The organism is Bradyrhizobium sp. IC3195, from assembly GCF_020193585.1.
Lineage (GTDB): Bacteria > Pseudomonadota > Alphaproteobacteria > Rhizobiales > Xanthobacteraceae > Bradyrhizobium > Bradyrhizobium yuanmingense.
The window spans coordinates 58,266-81,467 of record NZ_JADYVG010000029.1 but is presented as its reverse complement, the minus strand read 5'-3'; the positions used below and the strand labels follow the sequence as shown (position 1 = coordinate 81,467).

The 23,202-nt window shown below is 64.3% G+C and carries 22 protein-coding genes and 1 pseudogene; 12 read left to right on the top strand and 11 right to left on the bottom strand.

Going from position 1 to position 23,202, the window contains the following annotated elements:
- Positions 1-941 (bottom strand): caspase family protein (locus I6F09_RS33990; protein WP_225189969.1); only part of this gene is annotated, 941 nt, incomplete at its 3' end.
- A 349-nt stretch (positions 942-1,290) separates the two neighbouring features.
- On the opposite strand from I6F09_RS33990, the gene I6F09_RS33985 reads away from it, so the two are divergent.
- Positions 1,291-2,097 carry an N-acyl homoserine lactonase family protein gene (locus tag I6F09_RS33985; RefSeq protein ID WP_225189968.1) on the top strand — a complete coding sequence of 269 codons (807 nt, stop codon included), beginning with the start codon at positions 1,291-1,293 and terminating at the stop codon, positions 2,095-2,097.
- 90 nt (positions 2,098-2,187) lie between these two features.
- Here the strand turns inward: I6F09_RS33985 and I6F09_RS33980 are convergent, their stop codons facing one another.
- The 4 genes and pseudogenes from I6F09_RS33980 to I6F09_RS33965 form a co-directional block, all read right to left on the bottom strand.
- On the bottom strand, positions 2,188-2,538 hold the full coding sequence (locus I6F09_RS33980) for a hypothetical protein (RefSeq protein WP_036030648.1): 351 nt from the start codon (positions 2,536-2,538) through the stop codon (positions 2,188-2,190).
- A gap of 38 nt (positions 2,539-2,576) precedes the next feature.
- Positions 2,577-2,741: pseudogene (locus I6F09_RS33975) on the bottom strand (MarR family transcriptional regulator); the annotation flags it as partial.
- Positions 2,742-2,778: 37 nt separating this feature from the next.
- Positions 2,779-3,498 carry a methyltransferase domain-containing protein gene (locus I6F09_RS33970; RefSeq protein WP_036016344.1) on the bottom strand — a complete coding sequence of 240 codons (720 nt, stop codon included), beginning with the start codon at positions 3,496-3,498 and terminating at the stop codon, positions 2,779-2,781.
- 89 nt (positions 3,499-3,587) lie between these two features.
- Complete coding sequence (locus I6F09_RS33965; RefSeq protein WP_057030293.1) at positions 3,588-4,121, bottom strand: MarR family transcriptional regulator; 534 nt, start codon at positions 4,119-4,121, stop codon at positions 3,588-3,590.
- 111 nt (positions 4,122-4,232) lie between these two features.
- Here I6F09_RS33965 and I6F09_RS33960 point away from each other — a divergent pair, with 111 nt between their 5' ends.
- The 5 genes from I6F09_RS33960 (at position 4,233) to fahA (ending at position 9,906) form a co-directional block, all read left to right on the top strand.
- On the top strand, positions 4,233-5,891 hold the full coding sequence (locus I6F09_RS33960) for an FAD-dependent oxidoreductase (protein WP_225189967.1): 1,659 nt from the start codon (positions 4,233-4,235) through the stop codon (positions 5,889-5,891).
- A gap of 8 nt (positions 5,892-5,899) precedes the next feature.
- Positions 5,900-6,124 (top strand): DUF2783 domain-containing protein, encoded by a 225-nt coding sequence (locus I6F09_RS33955; RefSeq protein WP_025032749.1) that lies wholly within the window; start codon positions 5,900-5,902, stop codon positions 6,122-6,124.
- Between the two features lie 22 nt (positions 6,125-6,146).
- Positions 6,147-7,103, top strand: a complete 957-nt coding sequence (locus I6F09_RS33950) for an MBL fold metallo-hydrolase (protein ID WP_225189966.1) — start codon at positions 6,147-6,149, stop codon at positions 7,101-7,103.
- A 2-nt stretch (positions 7,104-7,105) separates the two neighbouring features.
- Entirely contained in the window at positions 7,106-8,452 is a 1,347-nt protein-coding gene (hmgA, locus tag I6F09_RS33945; protein ID WP_225189965.1) for a homogentisate 1,2-dioxygenase, read from the top strand.
- A gap of 179 nt (positions 8,453-8,631) precedes the next feature.
- Positions 8,632-9,906, top strand: coding sequence for a fumarylacetoacetase (gene fahA, locus I6F09_RS33940; protein ID WP_225189964.1), 1,275 nt, complete (start codon positions 8,632-8,634; stop codon positions 9,904-9,906).
- Between the two features lie 9 nt (positions 9,907-9,915).
- On the opposite strand, the gene I6F09_RS33935 is transcribed toward fahA, so the two are convergent.
- Together I6F09_RS33935 and I6F09_RS33930 are read right to left on the bottom strand one after the other, a co-directional pair.
- A complete protein-coding gene (locus tag I6F09_RS33935; protein ID WP_225189963.1) occupies positions 9,916-10,227 on the bottom strand; it encodes a DUF1272 domain-containing protein in 312 nt (103 codons plus the stop codon).
- A gap of 74 nt (positions 10,228-10,301) precedes the next feature.
- Complete coding sequence (locus I6F09_RS33930) at positions 10,302-10,781, bottom strand: Lrp/AsnC family transcriptional regulator (RefSeq protein ID WP_036016121.1); 480 nt, start codon at positions 10,779-10,781, stop codon at positions 10,302-10,304.
- A gap of 121 nt (positions 10,782-10,902) precedes the next feature.
- Between I6F09_RS33930 and hppD the strand changes: the two genes are divergently transcribed.
- Complete coding sequence (hppD, locus tag I6F09_RS33925; RefSeq protein ID WP_225189962.1) at positions 10,903-12,021, top strand: 4-hydroxyphenylpyruvate dioxygenase; 1,119 nt, start codon at positions 10,903-10,905, stop codon at positions 12,019-12,021.
- 133 nt (positions 12,022-12,154) lie between these two features.
- Here hppD and I6F09_RS33920 read toward each other — a convergent pair whose 3' ends face one another.
- From I6F09_RS33920 to I6F09_RS33905, 4 genes are all read right to left on the bottom strand, one after another.
- Positions 12,155-13,261, bottom strand: coding sequence for a CaiB/BaiF CoA-transferase family protein (locus I6F09_RS33920; protein WP_225189961.1), 1,107 nt, complete (start codon positions 13,259-13,261; stop codon positions 12,155-12,157).
- Between the two features lie 208 nt (positions 13,262-13,469).
- Positions 13,470-14,270, bottom strand: a complete 801-nt coding sequence (locus I6F09_RS33915; protein WP_128265452.1) for a xanthine dehydrogenase family protein subunit M — start codon at positions 14,268-14,270, stop codon at positions 13,470-13,472.
- 13 nt (positions 14,271-14,283) lie between these two features.
- Positions 14,284-16,626 (bottom strand): xanthine dehydrogenase family protein molybdopterin-binding subunit, encoded by a 2,343-nt coding sequence (locus I6F09_RS33910; protein WP_036016129.1) that lies wholly within the window; start codon positions 16,624-16,626, stop codon positions 14,284-14,286.
- 84 nt (positions 16,627-16,710) lie between these two features.
- Complete coding sequence (locus I6F09_RS33905; protein ID WP_225143293.1) at positions 16,711-17,196, bottom strand: (2Fe-2S)-binding protein; 486 nt, start codon at positions 17,194-17,196, stop codon at positions 16,711-16,713.
- A 568-nt stretch (positions 17,197-17,764) separates the two neighbouring features.
- Between I6F09_RS33905 and I6F09_RS33900 the strand changes: the two genes are divergently transcribed.
- From I6F09_RS33900 to I6F09_RS33880, 5 genes are all read left to right on the top strand, one after another.
- Positions 17,765-18,208, top strand: a complete 444-nt coding sequence (locus I6F09_RS33900) for a carbon monoxide dehydrogenase subunit G (protein ID WP_225189960.1) — start codon at positions 17,765-17,767, stop codon at positions 18,206-18,208.
- 249 nt (positions 18,209-18,457) lie between these two features.
- Positions 18,458-20,173 carry a PQQ-dependent methanol/ethanol family dehydrogenase gene (locus tag I6F09_RS33895; RefSeq protein ID WP_063822491.1) on the top strand — a complete coding sequence of 572 codons (1,716 nt, stop codon included), beginning with the start codon at positions 18,458-18,460 and terminating at the stop codon, positions 20,171-20,173.
- 167 nt (positions 20,174-20,340) lie between these two features.
- Entirely contained in the window at positions 20,341-21,525 is a 1,185-nt protein-coding gene (locus tag I6F09_RS33890) for a transporter substrate-binding domain-containing protein (protein WP_225189959.1), read from the top strand.
- A gap of 153 nt (positions 21,526-21,678) precedes the next feature.
- Entirely contained in the window at positions 21,679-22,371 is a 693-nt protein-coding gene (locus I6F09_RS33885; protein ID WP_036016149.1) for a response regulator transcription factor, read from the top strand.
- A gap of 115 nt (positions 22,372-22,486) precedes the next feature.
- Positions 22,487-23,188, top strand: coding sequence for a response regulator transcription factor (locus I6F09_RS33880; RefSeq protein WP_225189958.1), 702 nt, complete (start codon positions 22,487-22,489; stop codon positions 23,186-23,188).
- Positions 23,189-23,202 lie beyond the last annotated feature (14 nt).

The window sequence follows — 23,202 nt, the reverse complement described above, 5'->3', positions numbered from 1 at the left end:
TCCCGCTCCTGCGCCTCCGCCACCTGCGGCTCCAGTCGCGGCGCCGGTGCCGGCGCCGCGACTGGAGCCGCAGGTGGCGGAGGCGCAGGAGCGGGAGCCGCAGCCGCGCTGTCGGCCGGCGGGTTGTTGGCGACGACGGCCGGCGCGGCGGGAGGCGCGGGCGGCGGCGTTGCCGGACGCGATCCGCCGGCGCCCGGAATGAACGAGAAATCTTCGGCCAATGACGAGGAAATCCACGGCACCTGCTCGCCGCGCGAGGCGCGGGTGACGCCCATCTTGGTGCGGTTCAGCGTCTCCTCGGCCATCAGGTCGGGAACGCGGATTTCCTTCAGCAGCTCCTGGACGAACAGGCTGCGGTCGCCGCCGGCGTCCGAGACCACCGAGGCCAGTGCCGCCGAGTACATCACCAGCGTGCCGTTCGGGGCGATCACCGGGGTCAGGCCCGCTGAGAAGCTGCGGAACCGGCGCTCGAACGGGTTGCGCCTGGACGCATCGACCAGCGCGATCTTGACGCCGGCGCCGCGGGTGTTGAGCTCGCCGAGGACCGTCTCGAGGCTGAAGCCATCGCGGCGCACGTCGGACTCGGTCCAGATCTGCGCATCCACCGGCAGCAAATAGCTCTGGCGCGCGGACTGGATGCCGAAACCTGAGAAGAACACCAGCGCGACCGAGCCCGGCTTGATCTTGCCGTAGAGCTTGTCGAAGGCGCGGCGCATGGCGTCGCCGGTCAGATTCTCGCCGAGCTCGACCGAAAAACCGTCGCGCTTGAGCTCGTCGGCGACGGCGCGCGCATCGTTGATCGGTTCCTTCAGCGGGGCATCCGCATCCGGATATTTGGCGTTGCCGATGACCAGCGCAAAACGGTCGCCGGCCGCAAGCGAGGGGGCCGTCGGGACGAGCGAGATCAGCAAGGGCAGAAGAAAAAAGAAGCGAATTTTCATAATCAGCGCGGTCCAGCCAAAAGGCGCCGTTCCAGCTTGCGCCGCGGCGACCTTAACTTACGCTTACCTCATTATCAAACCGGGGACGGAGGGCGTCAACCGCTTGGAGATTCGACCTTATCCCGATGATGGACCGCAGCGGATGGGCATGCCGCGAGAGGAATGGATGGGGTTATCATGACGGTCCTCGGTACCTCGATGCTGTCCGGCGGACCTTAGCGCAGCCAGGGCGGGTGAAGACGTGATCGATCTCACATTGCAGCCGCGCCTCCGGGTTTGACCTTTCCTGCCGGTGGTGGCTTGGTGTGCGCGATCGTCCAAGATCCAACTCTAAAAAAAAGCGAGCCCCATGGGAAACGTCTACGAGATCTACGCCCTGCGCTATGCGACGATGTCGCCGCGCACCCCCCACATGAACTTCCTCGTGCCCGACCCGCATGACAGCGCGGCGCAGGACCTCGATTATTTCGTCTGGCTGATTCGAGGGCACGGCCGCGACATTCTGGTCGATACCGGCTTCAACGCCGAGGAGGCGAGCGCGCGGGCGCGCAAGCTCACGCTCAATCCCGTCGATGCGCTGGAGCGTTTCGGCGTTTCGGCGTCAGCCATTCGTGACGTCATCGTGACACATCTGCATTACGACCATGCCGGCAATCTCGACCGCTTTCCCAACGCGCGCTTCCATCTGCAGGAGCGCGAGATGGCCTACGCGACCGGACGCTGCATGTGCAACGGCCTGCTGCGCCACCCGTTCTCGGTCGAGCATGTCACGCTGATGGTGCGCCACGTCTATGGCGAGCGCGTCACCTTCTATTCCGGCGATGGCGAGGTTGCTCCCGGCGTGACCGTGCACCGCGTCGGCGGCCATTCCGACGGCTTGCAGGTGGTGAAGGTCGAGACCGCGCGCGGCGCCGTGGTGCTGGCCTCAGATGCCGCGCATTATTACGCCAATCTGCAGCGCAAGAGCCCGTTCCCGATCGTTTATAATGTCGGCGACATGGCGCAAGGCTGGGACACGATCGAGCGCCTCGCCGGTCATCCCGACAGGTTCATCCCCGGCCACGATCCGATCGTGACGGAGATCTATCCGCGCGCCAGCGATGAGGTCGATGCCTGGGCGCTGCATCTGCCGCCGTCGCGGTCGTTTGCGAGGTGATGGTGTCGCCGTCATTCCGGGTTCGCCGCTCTGCGGCGCCCCGGAATGACAACTCGTAGGATGGGTTTCGCTGGCGCTCTACCCACCAGCTCAGTTCGGGGCGTTCAGGAGGTCGTGTAGACCAATGGCCTGTTGATCGTTGAGCAAGATCCGCTTCGCGCCAACATAAGTCAGCTCGAACCGTCCCGCTTCGTCGTCAATGGTTCGTACGCCATCGAGCACTGCAAGAAGCCCGAACAGCGCTTGATGGACTGATGTCGCGATCACGCGATTAACGTTATCAGCGTCTTCCGGTCGTAGGCCGTTGTACCAATCCGAGCACGCCCGCTCTCGGAGCGGCACACTCCTACCCGGAGGGTTCTTCAGACCGGCTATTGTATCTTCGATTGCGGCATCCTTCACATAGCGCTTGATGGCTTCAACGAATTCTTGGCTATTCATTTCGCCTCTCATCTACTAACCGCTCACGACAGCCTGCCCTAATACGCCTGCTTGGCGTCGGCCTCTTCGCTGGTCTGGATAAGATCGAGGCCCTGCTCGATCTTGCCGAGCAGGGCCGAGAACTGCTTGCGCTCCTGCGCCGAGAGGCAGGCGAGGATCTCGTCCTCTCGCCGCAGCAATTGCGGGAACAGCTCCTCGTAGAGTTCGTCGGATGGGTTGAGACGGGAGGCGGGCGCGATGTCAACGAGCACCGGCAGGATCCCCGCAAGCAACGATATCGTGGGGAGATTTTCGAGCCGCTAGCTCCGGAGGAGAGAATACCGCCAGGTATCCTCCGCCCCCTGCGAGCTTATATGTGGCGATCTCGCGATAGTCGACGGCGGTCAACTCGCAGCGCAAGAGCTCAATTGGCGTGCCATGCTTCGACGTCGGAAGCTCAAGATCGACAATTCCGACCCGCGCACCTTGCTTCAAGGCGGACGCAAGATTGTAGAGAAAGGCATAGGGTTGGGCTATCTCGTGATACATATGCACAAGGATTGCGGCGTCCAGCGAGGAAGCGGGCAGACGCGGGTCGTGTGGTTCGCCGAGCGCGAATTGCACGTTTGTCAACTTCAGAAGTTTTGTTCGCCTGGCGAGTTCGACGAGATAGTCCCGCGTGACGTCCTGGGCAACGACAGAGCCGGCGGATCCGACGAGGTGCGAGAGCCTGACCGTGTGGTAGCCACTGCCTGCTCCAATGTCGCCGACAGTCATCCCTGGTTTCAGTTCAAGAGCGCGTGCGATTTGACCGGCCTCATTGAGGGCGTCGCGGCGCTCTTCGGCGGAGCGGCGCGGGCTGACGATCCGTGCGACAGGACGCTGCGGTGAGGGAAACTCGTTTGCCGCGACTCCAGGGGGAGCCAGATAACCTATGTCAGCGGCGTATGCGCGAGTTGCGGCAAACGCCACAAGGAGCATCGCTATATACCTCGCTGCCGTCACGGTCCTACCAAGTTTTCTCAACCGGGCTCCCAAAAGCTGACGTCTGCGCCTTATGGGGGGGCGCCCTAATACGCCTGCTTCGCATCCGCCTCTTCGCTGGTCTGGATCAGATCGAGGCTCTGCTCGATCTTGCCGAGCAGGGCCGAGAGCTGCTTGCGCTCCTGCGCCGAGAGGCAGGCGAGGATCTCATCCTCTCGCCGCAGCAATTGCGGGAACAGCTCCTCGTAGAGCGCGCGGCCCTTCCTGGTCAGTTGCAGGCGGAATTCGCGGCGGTCGGCTTCGTTCTCGACCCGCTCGATCAGGCCGTCGCTGAGCAGCGCCGTCACTGCGCGGCTGATGGTGGATTTGTGCGTGCGGGTGCATTGCGAAATGTATTGCGCGCTGCAGGCATCATTGCGGAAGCCGAGCGTGGCGATGACGCGCCAGGCCGGAATGTCGAGGCCGTGGCGTTCCTGATACTCGACCGACAGCGCGGAACTGACCTCCGCGGCGAGCCGATTGAGGCGGAACGGCACGAACCTGAACAAATCGAGCCGCGGCTTTGGCCGCTCGTCGGCCGCACGCGCCTTGAGCGCGATGTCGCTGGATGTCCTCGCCAAGGAGAGCGCCTCCGAATTCCAGTTGACGGCCGGCCGGCTCCGGTCCAAAATAGTTGCACGTGAGACTATCTAGCAGATCGATCCTGTCCTGACCAGAGCCGAGGTTCGTGTATGGCGCCGGCCAATACCCCTCACGTCGAGACCGCTCAAGCTAAGACCGCTCAAGCCAAGACCCAGTTCGGCTACCGCCGTCACCCCGATCAGGACCGCCCCGGCTCGAGCCCCGCGGCGCATCCGGTCGTGATCGTCGGCGCGGGCCCGGTCGGGTTGTCGCTGGCGATCGATCTTGCCCAGCGCGACCAGCGCGTCGTGCTGCTCGATGATGCCGACCGCATCGGCGAGGGCTCGCGCGCGATCTGCTTCTCGAAACGGTCGCTGGAATATTGGGACCGGCTCGGCGTCGGCGACCGCATGGTCGAGAAGGGCGTGGTGTGGAGTGTGGGGCGGATCTTCCATGGCGAGTCGCAGCTCTACCAGTTCAATCTCCTGCCCGAAGACGGTCACAAGCGGCCGGCCTTCATCAATCTCCAGCAATATTACGCCGAGGCCTATCTGGTTGATCGCATCAACGAGCTGCCGGAGATCGACCTGCGCTGGCGCAACAAGGTGACAGCGCTCGAGCAGCGCAACGAATCCGCGCTGCTGACGATCGATACGCCCGAGGGCGCCTACCGCCTGAATGCGCGCTATGTCGTCGCCTGCGACGGCGCGCGCTCCTCGCTGCGGCAGATGGTCGGGGCGGAATTCGCCGGCCAGGTCTTCGAGGATCAGTTCCTGATCGCCGACGTCAAGATGACCGCGGAATTTCCGACCGAGCGCTGGTTCTGGTTCGATCCGCCGTTCCATGCCGGGCGTTCGGCGCTGCTGCACCGGCAGCCCGACGATGTCTGGCGCATCGATCTCCAGCTCAATCGCTATGCCGATCCGGTCCTCGAGAAGAAGCCGGAAAACGTGCGGCCGCGGATCGCGCGCATGCTCGGCCATGACAAGTTCGAGTTCGAGTGGATTTCGCTCTACAAATTCCAGTGCCGGCGGATGGACCGCTTCATCCATGGCCGCGTCATTTTTGCCGGCGATTCCGCGCACCAGGTCTCGCCCTTCGGTGCGCGTGGCGCGAACTCGGGACTCGAAGACGCGGAGAATCTGTCCTGGAAGCTCGACCGCGTGCTGCGCGGCAAGTCGCCTTCGAGCCTGCTGGAGAGCTACCATCTCGAGCGCAGCATGGCGGCCGACGAGAACATCCGCGAATCCACCCGCTCGACCGACTTCATGGCACCGAACTCGCATCAGGAGGCGCGGTTGCGCAAGGCGGTGCTGTCGCTGGCCAAGGAAACCGAATTCGGCAAGCGCATGGTCAATGGCGGTCGGCTGTCGGTGCCGTGCAGCTACGATACGCCGCTGTCCTCGCTTGATGCGGATACGTGGCGCGGTGGACCGCCGCCCGGCGGTTCGATGCTCGACGCGCCCGCCGCAACGTCCGCCGGCGAGCCGATCTATCTGACGGATGCCTTCCGCAAGGGTGGAACGGATTTCACCTTGCTGTCGTTCAGCAATGGCGCGCCGATCGATGCGCCTGATGGTATCAAGGGCATCCGCATTGGCGCCGACGGTGAATTTGCCGATCCCTCGGGCCTGGTCGCAAAGCGCTACGGCGCCGAGCCGGGTGCCGCCTATCTGCTGAGGCCCGACGGTTATGTCGCGGCGCGCTTCCGTCATCCGACGCGTGCGGCGATCGCGGCGGCGCTGGCGCGAGCCGAAGGTTTGTATTGAGGTTTGGCATGCCGCTCTCCACCAGCTCGAACTTCGCGCGCCCCGACGATGCGTTCCGTGCCATCGTCGAGGCGCATCGCGGCCTGACCGAGGAGCAGAGCGCCGATTTCGACGCGGCGCTGGTGCTGATTCTCGCCAATCATATCGGCGACATCGACGTGCTGCGGGAGGCGATCGGACTCGCCAAGCGCCGCATGATCGACGGCCAGCAGCAGCAACAGCAACAACAATAACCCTGACCTGAAGGACGAATTGATGGCGAAAAACTTCGCATCCACCGGCGATCTCGCCGAGAAAAAGATCACCTTCTCCGAGATCGGCACCGATCTCTATGCCTTCACCGCCGAGGGCGATCCCAACACCGGCGTGATCGTCGGCGACGATGGCTGCCTCGTGTTCGACGCGCAGGCGACGCCGGCCATGGCGAACAAGGTGATCGAGCGGGTCCGCACGGTGACCGACAAGCCGATCAAATATGTCGTGCTGTCGCATTATCACGCCGTGCGCGTGCTGGGCGCCTCCGCCTATCACGCCCAAAGTATCGTCGCCTCGCAGGAGACTCATCGGCTGATTGCGGAGCGCGGCCAGCAGGATTGGGATTCCGAGTACGGCCGCTTTCCGCGCCTGTTCCAGGATGCGGAGAGCATTCCCGGCCTGACCTGGCCGACGCTGACCTTCGAAGGCGAGATGACGATCTATCTCGGCAAGCGCGAGGTGCGCCTGATGCAGCTCGGCGCCGGCCACACCTCGGGCGACATCGTCGGCTGGGTGCCGGATGCGGAGGTGATGTTCTCGGGCGACCTCATCGAATATCACTCGGCCTGTTATTGCGGCGATGCGCATTTGCGCGAATGGCCGATGACGCTAAACGAGATCCGCAACTTCAATCCGAAGGCGATCGCGCCGGGCCGCGGCGATGCGCTGAAGGGCACCGCCACGGTGCGCGAGGCCATCGCGATGACGCGCGACTTCGTCACCTCGCTCTATGGCGCGGCCGAAATCTCGGTCGCCAGGGGCCGCAGCTTAAAGGAATCGATGGCGGCGACGCGCGAGGTGATGGATCCGAAATTCTCGAGCTTTGCCATTTACGAGCACTGCCTGCCGTTCAACGTCTCGCGCGCCTACGACGAAGCATCCGGTATCGACGACCCCGTGATCTGGACCGACAAGCGCGACCAGGAAATGTGGGCCGCTTTGCAAGGAGGAGGATAGTCATGAACATCAATACCTCGCCTGATCAGATCATCCGCAGCTCGGCCCAGGTGACGCCGGGCTACATGTCCGGCTTCGGCAACTCTTTCGAAACCGAGGCGCTGCCGGGCGCGCTGCCGATCGGGCGCAACTCGCCGCAGCGCTGCGCCTACGGGCTCTATGCCGAGCAGCTCTCGGGCTCGCCCTTCACTGCGCCGCGCGGCAGCAATGAGCGCTCCTGGCTCTATCGTATCCGCCCTTCCGTGAAGCATTCCGGCCGATTCGAGAAGGTCGACGCCGGGCTGTGGCGTTCGGCGCCGTGCCATGAATACGACCTGCCGATCGCGCAGCTGCGCTGGGATCCGACGCCGCTGCCGAAGGAGGAGGTCACCTTCATTCAGGGCGTGCAGACCATGACGACGGCGGGGGATGTGAATACGCAGGCCGGCATGGCCGCGCATGTCTACCTCATCACCAAGTCGATGGTGGATCAGCATTTCTACGATGCCGACGGCGAGCTGATGTTCGTGCTGCAGCAGGGCAATCTGCGCCTTGTCACCGAGTTCGGCCGTATCGATGCCGAGCCTGGCGAGATCGTGGTGATCCCGCGCGGCGTCAAGTTCCGCGTCGAGATTCCGAACGGCCCGGCGCGCGGCTATCTCTGCGAAAATTATGGCGGCGCCTTCACGCTGCCGGAGCGCGGGCCGATTGGCGCCAATTGCCTCGCCAATGCGCGTGACTTCCTGACGCCGGTGGCAAACTACGAGGACAAGGACACGCCGACCGAGCTCTACGTGAAATGGGGCGGCTCGCTGTTCAAGACCACGTTGCCGCATTCGCCGATCGACGTCGTGGCCTGGCACGGCAATTACGCGCCGTACAAGTATGATCTGCGTACCTTCTCTCCCGTCGGCGCGATCGGCTTCGACCATCCCGATCCCTCGATCTTCACGGTGTTGACCTCGCCGTCGGAGACGGCGGGCACCGCGAATATCGACTTCGTGATCTTCCCGGAGCGCTGGATGGTCGCGGAAAATACCTTCCGGCCGCCCTGGTATCACATGAACATCATGAGCGAGTTCATGGGCCTGATCTACGGCGTCTACGACGCCAAGCCGCAGGGCTTCGTCCCCGGCGGCATCTCGCTGCACAATTGCATGCTGCCGCACGGCCCCGACCGCGACGCCTTCGAGCACGCCAGCAACGGCGAATTGAAGCCGGTGAAGCTGACCGGCACCATGGCCTTCATGTTCGAGACCCGCTACCCGCAGCGCGTCACCGCGCATGCGGCGAAGTCCTCGACGCTGCAGGACGATTACGCCGATTGCTGGAACGGCCTGGAGAAGCGCTTCGATCCGAGCAAGCCGTAGTTTTCTTCACCCTCTCCCCTTGTGGGAGAGGGTGGCTCGTCGCGAAGCGACGAGACGGGTGAGGGGTCTCTCTCCGCGAGTGAACCTCTCACATTTGGATACGCGGACAGAACCCCTCATCCGGCGCTTCGCGCCACCTTCTCCCACAAGGGGAGAAGGAAGAAAGAACCGAGCCAAACGTGACAACCCACCCCAACGACCCCAGCCTCCGCTCCTTCGTCGACGTTGATCCGGCCTCGGACTTCCCGATCCAGAACCTGCCTTACGGCGTGTTCTCGACCGCTTCCAATCCGACACCGCGGGTCGGCGTCGCGATCGGAAACTACGTGCTCGATCTCTGGGAGCTCGAGCAGGAGTCCCGGCTCGATGTCGGGCCGCTCGGCGTGTTCTCGGGTCCCTCGCTCAATCCCTTCATGGCGCTGGGCCCGAAGGTCTGGACCAACACCCGCGCACGTATCAGCGAGCTGTTGCGTGCGGATCATCCGGAGCTGCGTGACAACGAGGAGCTGCGCAAGCAGGCTCTGGTGCCCATGCGCGATGTTAGACTGCATCTGCCCTTCGCCGTCTCCGGCTACACCGATTTCTATTCGTCGAAGGAGCACGCCACCAATGTCGGCGTGATGTTCCGCGGCAAGGACAATGCGCTGCAGCCGAACTGGCTGCATATGCCGATCGCCTATAACGGCCGCGCCTCCACCGTCGTGGTCTCCGGCACCAGGGTGAAGCGGCCGCGCGGGCAGCTGAAGCCGCCGAATGCGGAGCTGCCGAGCTTTGCGCCGTGCAAGCGGCTCGATTTCGAGCTGGAGATAGGCGTCGTGATCGGTCAGCCGTCGCCGATGGGCGGGATGCTCACCGAGAGCCAGGCCGAGGAGATGATCTTCGGCTTCGTGCTGCTCAACGACTGGAGCGCGCGCGACATCCAGCAATGGGAATATGTGCCGCTCGGCCCGTTCCTCGCCAAGGCGTTCGCGACCTCGATCAGCCCCTGGGTGGTGACGCGCGAGGCGCTGGAGCCGTTCCGCCTGAACGGGCCGGAGCAGCAGCCGGTGCCGCTCGATTATCTCAAGCAGACCAGGCCGCAAAACTACGATGTCGAGCTCGACGTCTCCTTGCGCGGCGCCGGCGCCAATGCGCCCGCCAGCATCAGCCGCACCAATTTCAAGTACATGTACTGGTCCTCGGTGCAGCAATTGATGCACCACGCCTCCTCGGGCTGCGCCATGAATGTCGGCGACCTCTTAGGAAGCGGCACCATCTCCGGCCCGGAGAAGAACCAGCGCGGCAGCCTGCTCGAGATCAGCTGGAACGGCACCGAGCCGGTCGAGCTGCCCGGCGGCGCCAGGCGCTCGTTCCTGGAGGACGGCGACAGCCTCGTGATGCGCGGCTGGTGCCAGGGCAACGGCTATCGCGTCGGGTTCGGCGAGGTCGAAGGAACGATATTGGCGGCGGAGTAGCGGGCCAAATCACCGTTTCTCCGGCGGCACGTCGCGCACCCGCGCGCAATGCGCCGCGACATCCTCGACACTGTACTTCAGATGCACCCGCTTGTCCGACGGCGCCTGCCTGGCCGTGCACACGCCCGGCCGCCATTCCTGCGCCGGCCTGATCGGGCGCGGGGCAAAGCCGCCGCCGCAGTTCGGGCAGACGTTGAACAGCTTGGTCTCGACGCAGTCCGCACAGAACGTGCATTCGTAGGAGCAGATCCGCGCATTGATCGCGTCGGGCGGCAGATCGCAATCGCAATATTCGCAGTTCGGTCGCAGCTGGAGCGCCATGTTGAATCTCCGCAACTGGGGCTGCGATCATTGCAGATCGTGAGCCTCGCGCGAATGCCGTACTTCCCTCGATTTCAGCCGGGCTTGATTTCCTTGAGCGGCAGCTTCGAGCTCTCCTTCAGCCTATCAAGCACGATCGAGGAGCGCACATGCGCCACGCTCTGGTGCGGCATCAGGACGTCGTTGACGAGATTGGACAGGCCCTTGAGATCGCGCAGCACGGCTTTGAGGACATAATCGGCATCGCCCGTCAGCGAATACGCCTCCTGGATTTCGTCGATCCGGTTCACCAGCGCGCGGAAGCGTTTCGAATTGTCCGGCGAATGTGTCGCCAGTCCCACCTGGATGAAGGCGATCACGCCGAAGCCGAGCGCCTCGCTGGAAAGGTCGGCGTGGTAGCCCGCGATCACCTTCTCCTCCTCCAGCCGCATCCGCCGCCGCGAGCATTGCGAGGCTGACAGGCCCGCGAGCTCGGCGAGCTCCTGGTTGGTGAGGCGGCCATCGTCCTGGAGCGCGCCGAGAATCCTGAGGTCGAAGGCGTCAACCGAAATCATGCGTCTGTCACTCATTTCATGCACGGATCGTGCATAGAATAGCCAAAACACGTCTCGTTTGCACGCTCATTGCATGGCCCATGAAGGATAGTTCCTGTCAGCAGCCATTCGGGAGAACACCATGGGACCGTTTCCGCACGATGCACCGCCGGCCACGATCACTGCCGACAACCCGATGGGCACCGATGGCTTCGAGTTCGTCGAATACGCGCATCCACATCCGGAAGAGCTGCACGCTTTGTTCAAGCTGATGGGCTTTGTGCCCGTCGCGCGGCACAAGACCAAGAAGATCACGGTCTACCGCCAGGGCGACATCAACTATCTCGTCAACGAGGAGCCCGGCACGCACGGCACCGATTTCGTCGCCGCGCACGGCCCCTGTGCGCCGTCGATGGCGTTTCGCGTCGTCGATGCCAAGGCGGCCTATGATCGCGCGATTGCGCTCGGCGCCGAGCCGGCCGATGTGTCATCCGCGCAGAAGACGCTCGACGTGCCCGCGATCAAGGGTATCGGCGGCAGCCTGCTTTATCTCGTCGACCGCTACGGTGCCAAGGGCTCGGTCTACGATGCCGAGTTCGAATGGCTGGGCGCGCGCGATCCCAAGCCGCATGGCGCCGGCCTGTTCTATCTCGACCATCTCACCCACAACGTCCATCGCGGCCGCATGAATGTCTGGGCGGGTTTCTATGAGAAACTGTTCAACTTCCGCCAGATCCGCTTCTTCGATATCGAGGGCCGTGCCTCCGGCCTTTTCTCACGCGCGCTGACCAGCCCCGACGGCAAGATTCGCATTCCGATCAACGAGGACGCCGGCGAGTCCGGCCAGATCGAGGAATATCTGCAGACCTATCGCGGCGAAGGCATCCAGCACATCGCCTGCGGTTGCCGCGATATCTACCGCACCATCGAGGACTTGCGCGATGCCGGCCTGCCCTTCATGCCGTCGCCGCCCGACACCTATTTCGAGAAGATCGATACGCGCCTGCCCAAGCATGGCGAGGACATCACGCGTCTGAAGAAGAACGGCATCCTGATCGACGGCGAGGGCGTGGTCGATGGCGGCCAGACCAAGGTGCTGCTGCAGATCTTCTCGGCCAACGCGATCGGCCCGATCTTCTTCGAGTTCATCCAGCGCAAGGGCGACGACGGTTTTGGCGAGGGCAATTTCAAGGCCCTGTTCGAATCCATCGAGGAGGATCAGATCCGGCGCGGCGTGCTGAAGGTGGGGGACGCGGCGTAGGCGCGGCCGTCACGCACACTGCTGTAGGGTGGGCAAAGCGAAGCGTGCCCACGTCCTGCCCAATTGATGCGAAGACGTGGGCACGGCGCTTCGCGCCTTTGCCCACCCTACGCGACCTTTGCTGGCGCTAGATCTACCGCTGCCAGGCCTTCATCACCGCGCCGATCCCCGCCGCCTCCGGCTCGCGTGCCGCTGACGGCGTGCGCGAGAACCGTGGCGCGGGCGCCGGCTGCTTCACGCCGTGGCGCTCGATGAAGACGTTGCGGGCGACCATGTGCGGATGTTCCGTCGCCTCCGACATGGTCAGCACCGGCGCGAAGCAGATGTCGGTGCCTTCCATGATCTTGCACCAGTCCTCGCGCGTCTTGCTCTTGAACACGGCCTTCAGCTTCTCCTTCAGCGCCGGCCAGGCCTTGCGGTCCATCTGCGCGTCGAAATCGGCATCCGTCAGGCCCGCGTGCTCGCGCAGCAGCGCGTAGAATTGCGGCTCGATCGAGCCGATCGAGATGAAGTGCCCGCAGGCGCATTCATAGACGCTGTAGAAATGCGCGCCGCCGTCGAGGAAGTTCTGGTTGCGCTCCTCGGTCCAGCGTCCCATCGTGGCCATGTCGAAGAAGAACGACATCAGCGAGGCCGCGCCGTCGCACATCGCCGCGTCCACCACCTGGCCCTTGCCCGACTTCTGCGCTTCCAAAAGCGCGGCGAGCACGCCGACGACGAGATAGAGCGCACCGCCGCCGAAATCGCCGACCAAGTTGAGCGGCGGCACCGGCGCTTCCTTCGTACCGATCGCGGCGAGCGCGCCGGTGATGGAGATGTAATTGATGTCGTGGCCGGCGGCGTTGGCGAGCGGGCCTTCCTGGCCCCAGCCGGTCATGCGGCCATAGACCAGCTTCGGGTTGCGTGCGAGCACGACGTCCGGCCCGAGGCCGAGCCGCTCCATCACACCGGGGCGAAAACCCTCGACCAGCGCGTCCGCGCTCGCGAGCAGATCCAATACTTGCGCGATCGCCGCCTTGTCCTTGAGGTCGAGCTCGATCACCTTGCGGCCGCGCCCGGCCACCGACTTCATGCTCTTCTTCGCGCCGACGCGGTCGAGCGTGACGACGTCGGCGCCCATGTCGGCCAGCATCATGCAGGCGAACGGACCGGGCCCGATGCCGGCGAATTCGACGATGCGGAAGCCCGAGAGCGGGCCGGAAGCGCGGACGGAGGAGGTGGGGGCGGGTTTGTCGAGCACGTTGTTGTTTCCTCGGGTCGCGGACGGATGCCGGCGATCGGCAATCGCCTCTGACATTTCTTCTGTTGAGCGAGTTAATCGGCCGATTAACTTTTCTCGCCTTCACGCCAGCGAGGCAAGCGGTTTTCATGCCGCACGGCCAAAATAAAACGGCGCGCACCGAAGTGCGCGCCGCGGAAAATTTGCGTGGAGACGCTAAGTCGAACTGTCAGCGCGCAGCAGCGACCGCGCGTTGTGCCATCACCTTGATCAGATTGGCGCGATATTCCGCCGTGCCGTGGATGTCGGCCAGCAATCCGTTCGCCGAGATGCTGACGCTGTCGATCGCCGATGGCGACCAGTTCGCCTTCAGCGCCGCCTCGATCGCGCCCACCCGCATCACGCCGGTTTGCGAGGCGCCGGTCGCGGCGACCCGAACCTCGCCCGACTTGGTCTGCGCCACGAACACGCCGGTCAGCGCAAAGCGCGAGGCCGGATGCCGCATCTTCTCGTAGCCCGCCTTCGCCGGCACCGGGAATGACACGGCGGTGATGATCTCGCCGTCTTCCAGCGCCGTCGTGAACAGGCCCTGGAAGAAATCATCCGCCGCAATCGACCGCTTGTTGGTCTTCACGGTGGCGCCGAGCGCGAGCAGCGCCGCCGGGAAATCCGCCGCCGGATCGTTGTTGGCGATCGAGCCGCCGATCGTGCCGCGATAACGCACGGCGGGGTCGCCGAGCACCGAGGTGAGATAGGCGATCGCGGGGATCGCCTGCTTCACATCGGCATTCGTCATGATGTCGTAATAGGTCGTCGCGGCCTTGATGGTCAGCGTGTCGCCCGACAGCTCGACACCCTGCAGCTCCTTGATCCTGCCGAGGTCGATGACGTCAGAGGGACCTGCGAGGCGCTGCTTCATGACTGGCAGCAGCGTCTGGCCGCCGGCGAGGAACTTCGACTCGCTGCCTTTGGCGAACAGGCTGGCGGCCTCGTCGACCGAGGAGGCGCGATGATAGGTGGTCTGGTACATCTTCGGTCCTCCCTTAAGCCGCGTGGATCGTGCGCCACACCCTGTCCGGGGTTGCGGGCATTTCCAGGTTGTTCTTGCCGATCGCATCCGTGATCGCGTTGATCACGGCCGCCGATGCGCCGATCGCGCCGGCCTCACCGCAACCCTTGATGCCCAAGGGATTGCCCGGGCACAGCGTCGTGGTGTGGGACAGGTTGAACGACGGCACGTCGTCGGCGCGCGGCATGGCGTAATCCATGAACGAGGCCGTGACCGGCTGGCCGTTGGCATCATAGATCGCATGCTCGAGCAACGCCTGCCCGATCCCCTGCACAAGGCCGCCATGGACCTGGCCCTCGACGATCATCGGGTTGATCAGCCGGCCGAAATCGTCGGCCGCGACGAAGTTGACGAAGGAGGTCTTGCCGGTGCCGGGATCGACCTCGAGCTCGCAGATATAGGCGCCGGCCGGGAAGGTGAAGTTGGTCGGGTCATAGAAGGCGCTCTCCTTCAGGCCCGGCTCCATCCCGTCAGGCAGATTGTGCGCCGTATAGGCCGCGAGCGCGACCATCGGCAGGGCGATCGCCTTGTCGGTGCCTGTCACCTTGAACTCGCCGTTCTCGATGACGATGTCGGCCTCCGACGCCTCCAGCGCATGCGCGGCGATCTTCTTGGCCTTGGATTCCATCTTCTCCATTGCCTTCAGGATCGCGGTGAGGCCGACGGCCGCCGAGCGCGAGCCGTAGGTGCCCATGCCGAACTGCACCTTGTCGGTGTCGCCATGGACGATCGAGACCTGGCTGATCGGAACGCCCAGGCGCTCCGCGACGAGCTGGCAGAAGGTGGTCTCGTGACCCTGCCCGTGGCTGTGCGAGCCGGTGAGGATCTCGATGGTGCCGACCGGGTTGACGCGCACCTCGGCCGATTCCCAAAGGCCGACGCCGGCGCCTAGGCTGCCGACCGCCTTCGACGGCGCGATGCCGCAGGCCTCGATGTAGCAGGACACGCCGATGCCGCGCAGCTTGCCGTCGGCCTTCGCCTTGGCCTTGCGGGCAGGGAAGCCGGCATAATCGATCGCTTTCATCGCCGCATCGAGGGAAGCGTTGAAGTCGCCGGTGTCGTAGGCCATGATCACAGGCGTCTGGTGCGGGAACTGGGTGATGAAGTTGGTCCGCCGCAACTGGGCCGGATCGACGTTCAGCTGCCGCGCCGCCGTTTCCATCAACCGCTCGATCAGATAGCTCGCCTCGGGCCGGCCCGCGCCGCGATAGGCGTCGACCGGCGTGGTGTTGGTGTAGACCCCGATCACCTCGGCATGGATCGCCGGGATGTTGTACTGGCCCGACAGCAGCGTCGCGTAGAGATAGGTCGGCACCGAGGACGAGAACAGCGACATGTAGGCGCCGAAATTGGCGTAGGTCTTCACCTTGAGGCCGATGATCTTGTTGTTGGCGTCGAAGGCCATCTCGGCATGGGTGATGTGATCGCGGCCATGCGCGTCGGTGAGGAAGGCTTCGGTGCGGTCGCCGGTCCACTTGACGGGACGGCCGACTTTCTTCGAGGCCCACAGCGCCACCATCTCCTCGGGATAGATGAAGATCTTGGAGCCGAAGCCGCCGCCGACGTCGGGCGCGATCACGCGCAGCTTGTGCTCGGGGGCGATGTTGTAGAACGCCGAGAGCACGAGACGGGCGACGTGCGGGTTCTGCGACGTCGTATAGAGGGTGAAGTGCTCCTCCGCGGTGTCGTAATCGGCGATCGCCGCGCGCGGCTCCATCGCATTCGGCGCGAGGCGGTTGTTGGTGACGTCGAGCTTCACCACATTGGCGGCTTTCGAGAAGGCGGCATTCACCGCGCCCTCGTCGCCGATCACCCAATCATAGACCTGGTTGCCGGGCGCCTCAGGATGAAGCTGCGGCGCGCCGGGCTTGATGGCGGCGTGCATGTCGGCGACCGCGGGGAGCTCCTCGTAGTCGACCACGACGGCTTCCGCCGCGTCGCGCGCGAGATTCTTGCTGTCGGCGATCACGACGGCAATTGCCTGTCCGACGAAGCGCACCGTCTCCGGCGCCATCGCCGGCCATGCGCCCATCTTCATCGGGCTGCCGTCCTTGGAGGTGATGGCCCATCCGCAGATCAGGTTGCCGACCTTGTCGTCGACCAGCTCCTGTCCGGTGAGCACCGCGACCACGCCCGGCATCTTCAGCGCCGCGGACGAGTCGATCTTCTTGACCTTGGCGTGCGCGTGCGGGCTGCGGATGAAATAGGCATGGGTCATCCCCGTCAACTTGATGTCGTCGACGTAGCGGCCCTTGCCGGTAATGAAACGCTTGTCTTCCTTGCGCACGACGCGTGCGCCGATGCCTTCAACACCCATGTCTGGTCCTCCCGACCGGAAATTTCCTTGATCGCGCCGTCCATCCACGGCTGCGACGGTTGTTCTTGTTTCGAGGCCCGCCGCTTACTCGGCCGCCTGCGAGACCTTCATGCGGCCGGCGGCGTCCAGCACCGCCTTGACGATGTTGTGGTAGCCGGTGCAGCGGCAGATATTGCCTTCGAGCTCGGTGCGGACGGTCGCCTCGTCGAGCTGTCCACCATGGCGGTGCACGATGTCGATCGCCGACATGATCATGCCCGGCGTGCAATAGCCGCACTGCAGGCCGTGATTGTCGCGGAAGGCGGCCTGCATCGGGTGCAGTTCGTCGCCCTTGGCGATGCCCTCGATCGTGGTGACGTTGGCGCCGTCGGCCTGCCCCGCCAGCATGGTGCAGGATTTCACCGCGCGGCCGTCCATGTGCACGACGCAGGCGCCGCACTGGCTGGTGTCGCAGCCGACATGGGTCCCGGTCAGGTTGAGGTGATCGCGCAGGAGCTGGACCAGCAGCGTGCGGTCCTCGACATCGACAGCAACGGCCTTGCCGTTGACCGTCAGTTTGACTGTAGACACTTGAAGTCCTCCCAAAGTTATTTTGATTGGTTCTAATTAGAGACAGCGCAAACGAAACTTTGCAACTGGGTTTTTGCTGACCGCGGTCATGGAAGGGTCATCGTGATGACGGTCGCCGATCTGCGATTCGGCCACGACGTCTCGTGCCGCCGCCATCACGTGCTGCGACATTGTAGGAGACACACGGAAAGTCGCAGCTAGCATCTGCGATGGCGTGCTCGGCTGCCGCCGCAATAGGCGCGTGAGCCGGTCGCGCGTGCCGTGGTCATCTCGCCGCTTGCCCTGGACCTAGGCCCGGTCGTGCGTCGTTCCTCCCTTTAATGCCGTGCTCGTTGCGCGAATAGGAGCATGCGCCCCCGCCTTTGTAATCGCGATCTTGGTAGTAGGACGAGACGACTTAAGCCATTGATTTTGCTTACGGCAATGCAGCGAAATCATGCCCCGGGGCGAGGCCGGCGGGCCAATCGCCGGGCCATGCGCGCCTAGTACTTCCTGGCGATTGAACGCAGCCGCCCGTGCCCCTAGTCGAGCCGTACAGGCAACGGCAACAAGGGTGGAAGCGATGCAGATGAACGACAGTCAGCGGATCCCGGCGTCGAAGGCAAAGGTCTGGGCCGCGCTCAACGATCCCGAAATTCTCAGGCGCTGCATTCCCGGCTGCCAATCGCTCGAGATGGCGTCGCCGACCGAGATGACGGCGACCGTGGTGCTGAAGGTCGGTCCGGTGAAGGCGACGTTCAGCGGCAAGGTGAGGCTGACCGATATCGATGCGCCCAACGGCTATCGCATCGTCGGCGAGGGCGCCGGCGGCGTCGCCGGCTTTGCCAAGGGCGGCGCGAAGGTCAGGCTGGAAGAAGAAGCCCCTGATGTCACCATCCTGCACTACGAGGCCGATGCGCAGATCGGCGGCAAGCTCGCACAGCTCGGCTCGCGATTGATCGACTCGACGTCGCGAAAACTCGCCGCGAACTTCTTCGAAAGTTTTGCAAGCGTGGTAGCGCCATCATCGTGATCGATGCGCGATGCCGCCTTCATTCGAATGCGCATTTCAAGCTGCAAAACAAGGGCAAGACGCAAGTCCGGACAACGAGATGTGCGGCGAAAGCCGCCAATGATTTGCACTACTACCTTCCGCCTATACTAAGCGCGAAAAGGCGATGCTGTAATTTCGAACGATGGCTCGCAGGCGAACTGCGCATCACGAGCGCAGTGCGCTCAGGCGCCCAACGAGGCGTGCACAACAACATCGCGGAGGGAATACATGACCTTTGGAACGAAGGGCTTCTTGGCCGGCATCTCCATGATTGCGATGCTCGCCGCCGTTACACCGGGCGTTCGCGCCAACGACTCGGTGCTCAAGGCGCAATCCGATTCGAATCAATGGGCCGTTGCCGGCCACGATTACGGCAACACGCGCTTCAGCCCGCTCAAGCAGATCAACACCGAGAACGCCGGGAAGCTGACGCTCGCTTACTCCTTCTCGCTGGCGTCGTTGCGTTCGAACGAATCCTCGCCGATCGTCATCGGCAACACGCTGTACGTTTCGAGCTCGTGGGGTCCGAAATACGTCTATGCGCTCGATGCGGCGACGGGGCAGCGCAAATGGACCTGGGAGCCCGATATTCCCGAGGACGTGCTGCAATACGCCTGCTGCGACGTGAACAGCCGCGGCGTCTCGTACGCCGACGGCAAGATCTTCGTCGGCCGCCTCGACGGCAAGCTGACCGCGCTCGATGCCGCGACCGGCAAGTCGCTGTGGACGGCGAAGGTGGTCGACTACAAGCAGGGCTCGGTCATCACCTCGCCGCCGCTCGTCGTGCGCGACAAGGTCATCACCGGTTTCGGCGGCGGCGAATACGGCGTGCGCGGCGCGCTGCTGGCCTTCGACATCAACACCGGCAAGCAGGTGTGGCAGACCTACACCGTTCCTTCGCCCGACGAGCCCGGCGGCGATTCCTGGAAGGGCGACTCCGCCCAGCATGGCGGCGGCGCGGCCTGGCTGGTCGGCTCCTACGATCCAAAGACCGACACGGTCTATTGGGGCACCAGCAATCCCGCCCCGTGGAACACGGCGGTGCGTTCGACCGGCGACGGCAATTTCGGCAAGCTGACCAACCTCTACACGGCTTCGACGCTCGCGCTCGATCCCAACACCGGCAAGATCAAGTGGCACATCCAGACCACGCCGGCCGACGCCTGGGACTATGACGGCGTCAACGAAGCCGTGCTCGCGGATCTCAAGATCGGCGGCAGCACCGTTCCGACTCTGATGAAGGCCGATCGCAACGGCTTCTTCTTCGTCGCCAACCGTGAGACCGGCAAGGTGCTGTCGGCGGAGAAATACGTGTTCTCCAACTGGGCCAAGAAGTGGGACGTCGCCACGATGCGCGCGGTCGAGGATCCCGACAAGCGTCCGGGGCCGGGCCATCCCGCCAAGGACATCTGCCCGAACCTGATCGGCGGCAAGAACTGGCAGCCGATGTCGTTCAACCCGCAGACCGGCCTGGTCTACATCCCGTCCAACAACGTCTGCATGGACTGGTCGGTCAGCGACGTCACTTACAAGCGCGGCGTGTTCTATCTCGGCGCCGAATTCCCGACCAAGGAAGGCCCCGGCGGCTTCCTCGGCGAGCTCGTCGCCTGGGATCCGGTCGCGCAGAAGAAGGTCTGGTCGATCAAGGAAGACCTGCCGTTCAACGGCGGTACGCTGACCACCGGCGGCGGCCTCGTGTTTGCCGGCAACATCCATGGCGACTTCCGCGCCATCGATGCGAAGTCCGGCAAGGTGCTGTGGAGCAAAAATCTCGGCTCCGGCATCGGCGCAGGCCCGGTGACCTATCAGGTCGACGGCAAGCAATATGTCGCCATCGTCGTCGGCCGCACCGCTGCGCTGCCTGCGTTCCTGGGCGAGGTAGGAAAGAAGATGACGGCCGCAGCCCCCGAGGGCGGCTCGCTCTTCGTGTTCTCCGTCCAGTGACAACTCGCGCGCGTATCCTCGAGGTGACGGGATACGCGCGCGCTTTCTCCGGACTTTAGCTGCGGCATCGGGCGGTGCCTGGTGCCGCCGCGCCTGGCTCAACAAGCTCCGGCGCAACAACGGCAACGCCAAGAGAAACGTCAAGCGAAACACCAAGGGAGACGAGGATGCGTCCGAATCATTCCGCCACCGGTGCGAGCCGACATCGCGCCATCGCAGGCCTGCTCGCATGTGCCGCCGCGGCGCTGATCGTTCCGGCCTCGCCGCTGCAGGCCAACGAGGCGCAACCGTTCCGTCTCTGCGCCGATCCGACCAACCTTCCATTCTCCAGCGACAGTTCGTCGAAGCCGGGCTTTTATGTCGAGATCGGGCAGGCCCTGGCGCAGGCGCTCGGCCGGCCGATCGCCTATGACTGGTACAAATCCTATTTCGGCAAGCGCACCGTGCGGGTCACGCTGCTCGGCAAGCAATGCGACGCCATGATCGGGCTGCCGCGGTCCGCAGATTTCATGGGCCCGGCCGTGATCTTCTCCGACGTCTTCGCCAAAGAGGGCTATGCCCTCGTCGCCACCAAGGGCGCGGCGGTCGGCGGCATCGACGGCCTCAAGGGCAAGCGTGTCGCCGTGCAGTTCGCCAGCACGCCGCAAAACCTGCTCGCCAGCCGCGACGACATCCAGAAAGTGACGGTGCTGTCGCCTGAGGAGGGCATGCAGGCGCTCGACCAGGGCCGGGCCGACGTCGCCTTCATCTGGGGCCCGGTCGCCGGCTGGCTGAACAAGACCAGCTACGGCGGCCGCTACCAGATCGAGCTCACCGAGGGCGAGGGCCTGTCATGGGACGCCGCCATCGGCTTTGCCAAGGCCTCGACCGAGTTGCGCGACCGCGTCAATGCCGTGTTGCCGCAGCTTCAGGGCAAGATCGGCGAGCTCGCCGTGAAATACGGTTTGCCGGGCGGCGCGCCGGTTCGCTTTGGCGCAGCGCCGACGCCAGCGCCGCTGACGACGGGCACGGGAAGCGGAGCCGGCGTCGTCCAGGTCGCCAATGTCGTGGCGACCGAGACCAAGGGCGATGCGGTCGCGCCGGGCCTTGAGGCCGTCGGCGCGGGCAAGGAGATCTTCAACGGAACCTGCGCCCACTGCCACGGTCCCGATGCGATCCAGAGCGAGCGCAAGATCGATCTGCGGCTGCTGCGTCACCGCTACGGCGACGAGATGCGCGAGAAATATTTGACCACCGTGCAGGAGGGACGGCCGAACAAGGGCATGCCGGCCTGGAAGGAGGTCTATACCGAGGACCAGGTCAACAGCATCTATTCCTTCCTGCTGACGGTCCAGGTCGAATCGAACGATTGAACGGTCTTGACCGAACCCGATCGGGAGGATGTGGTAGCGTTCATCCGGCGCCATCCCGGTGCCGGATTGATGCCGGATGGTTCCGCCTCTTCCGCTGCGGCGGCGGATGCCCGTACGGTGCAGCATTCGGCGGTGCAGTCCTTTGAAGGCGCCATGACCAGCTTCCTGATCATCGACGATCATCCGCTGTTTCGCGAGGCCCTCGGTAATGCGGTGCGGCTGGCTCTGCCGGAGGCGCGGATTGTCGAAGCGATGTCGATCGAGGACGCCCTTCACATCCTGACGGCCGAGCAGGGCGAGGGCATCGACCTCGCACTGCTCGACCTCCTGCTGCCCGATGCGACCGGCTTCTCCGGCTTTCTGCGCTTGCGCGAGGCCCATCCACGCCTGCCCGTCGCCATCGTGTCGAGCGAGGAGGACCAGCGCGTCGTTCGCGAGGCGCTGGAGCTTGGGGCCGCGGGTTTTCTGCCGAAGTCGCTGTCGAAGCGCGAGCTGGCGCAGTCGATCGAGGGCGTGCTGAACGGATCGGTGTCGGTGCCGAAGGATTTCGTGGCAACGTCGCAGCGGCGCCGGGCCGAGGCCAGCAAGGCGCTCGAGGTCAAGCTGCGCGAGCTCACGCCGCAGCAGCTTCGCGTGCTCGATCTGCTGCGGCGCGGCTATCCGAACCGGCAGATCGGCCAGGAGCTTCAGCTCGCCGAATCCACGGTGAAGGCGCATATCACGGAAATCCTGCGCAAGCTCGGCCTGTTCAGCCGCAACAAGGCGATCATCGAGATCGGCAAGGTGGACCTGCCGGATCCCAAGGCCCGGCCTTATGCGCGGGCCGACCGCGGGCGGCCGCAATGACGCGCAATATCCTGCTTGATCTGGATCAAACCGGTCTGGTCCGGCTGCGACATTCTCGTTTCGGCGTCGAACCCGTCGATCATCTGGCCAATCAACCGAGAATGGCTCACGCGTGATGCGATTTCTGATCGTCGAAGACCATCCGTTGTTTCGAGAAGCCTTGGAGGGCGCGCTCCAGATGGCGGCGCCGGCGGCCGAGATCCTTCAGGCGACGTCGATCGACGGTGCGCTCGAGCAGGCCGCGGCGGCTGCCGAGCTCGACCTCATCCTGCTCGATCTGTCGATGCCGGGCACCACGGGCCTTTCCGGCATCATCCGCATCCGCAAGGCCTTTCCCAGGATTCCCGTCGTCATCGTATCAGGGCATCAGGATCCGCAGATCGTGGCCGGCGCCTTGTCGCTCGGCGTCTCCGGCTACATCCTCAAATCGTCCTCCAAGCAGGAGCTGGCGCAGTCGATCGGCGAGGTGCTGCGCGGTGCGGTCTGTGTCCCAGCCGCCTATCGCGGGCTGGTCCGCCCGCAACGCGCCGCCGGCCCGGCGCAGGATCTGCTGAAACGCCTGCACGAGCTGACGCCGCAGCAATTGCGCGTGCTCGAAATGCTCAAGCGCGGCCTGCAGAACAAGCAGATCGCCTTCGAGCTGAACATCTCCGAGACCACGGTGAAGGTCCACGTCTCCGACATCCTGCGCAAGCTCAACGTGCTCAGCCGCACCAAGGCCATCGTCGAAATGTCCCGGATCGATTTCGCGACCCTGGCCGGCGAAGGCGCCGGCCTGAAGGGGGAGCGTTCGCAGGCCGATCCGCCCTCAGGATAATCCGGTGTCATTCG

What these genes read in the sequence shown, in the direction of transcription:
- I6F09_RS33935 (WP_225189963.1), bottom strand. Translation starts at nt 10,227, where the DNA reads ATGGCGCTCCAGCTGCGACCGAACTGCGAATATTGCGATTGCGATCTG.
- I6F09_RS33950 (WP_225189966.1), top strand. Translation starts at nt 6,147, where the DNA reads ATGGCGAAAAACTTCGCATCCACCGGCGATCTCGCCGAGAAAAAGATC.
- hppD (WP_225189962.1), top strand. Translation starts at nt 10,903, where the DNA reads ATGGGACCGTTTCCGCACGATGCACCGCCGGCCACGATCACTGCCGAC.
- I6F09_RS33915 (WP_128265452.1), bottom strand. Translation starts at nt 14,270, where the DNA reads ATGTACCAGACCACCTATCATCGCGCCTCCTCGGTCGACGAGGCCGCC.
- hmgA (WP_225189965.1), top strand. Translation starts at nt 7,106, where the DNA reads ATGAACATCAATACCTCGCCTGATCAGATCATCCGCAGCTCGGCCCAG.
- I6F09_RS33900 (WP_225189960.1), top strand. Translation starts at nt 17,765, where the DNA reads ATGAACGACAGTCAGCGGATCCCGGCGTCGAAGGCAAAGGTCTGGGCC.
- I6F09_RS33885 (WP_036016149.1), top strand. Translation starts at nt 21,679, where the DNA reads ATGACCAGCTTCCTGATCATCGACGATCATCCGCTGTTTCGCGAGGCC.
- I6F09_RS33930 (WP_036016121.1), bottom strand. Translation starts at nt 10,781, where the DNA reads ATGATTTCGGTTGACGCCTTCGACCTCAGGATTCTCGGCGCGCTCCAG.
- I6F09_RS33895 (WP_063822491.1), top strand. Translation starts at nt 18,458, where the DNA reads ATGACCTTTGGAACGAAGGGCTTCTTGGCCGGCATCTCCATGATTGCG.
- I6F09_RS33880 (WP_225189958.1), top strand. Translation starts at nt 22,487, where the DNA reads ATGCGATTTCTGATCGTCGAAGACCATCCGTTGTTTCGAGAAGCCTTG.
- I6F09_RS33955 (WP_025032749.1), top strand. Translation starts at nt 5,900, where the DNA reads ATGCCGCTCTCCACCAGCTCGAACTTCGCGCGCCCCGACGATGCGTTC.
- I6F09_RS33980 (WP_036030648.1), bottom strand. Translation starts at nt 2,538, where the DNA reads ATGAATAGCCAAGAATTCGTTGAAGCCATCAAGCGCTATGTGAAGGAT.
- I6F09_RS33890 (WP_225189959.1), top strand. Translation starts at nt 20,341, where the DNA reads ATGCGTCCGAATCATTCCGCCACCGGTGCGAGCCGACATCGCGCCATC.
- I6F09_RS33910 (WP_036016129.1), bottom strand. Translation starts at nt 16,626, where the DNA reads ATGGGTGTTGAAGGCATCGGCGCACGCGTCGTGCGCAAGGAAGACAAG.
- I6F09_RS33960 (WP_225189967.1), top strand. Translation starts at nt 4,233, where the DNA reads ATGGCGCCGGCCAATACCCCTCACGTCGAGACCGCTCAAGCTAAGACC.
- I6F09_RS33985 (WP_225189968.1), top strand. Translation starts at nt 1,291, where the DNA reads ATGGGAAACGTCTACGAGATCTACGCCCTGCGCTATGCGACGATGTCG.
- I6F09_RS33970 (WP_036016344.1), bottom strand. Translation starts at nt 3,498, where the DNA reads ATGCTCCTTGTGGCGTTTGCCGCAACTCGCGCATACGCCGCTGACATA.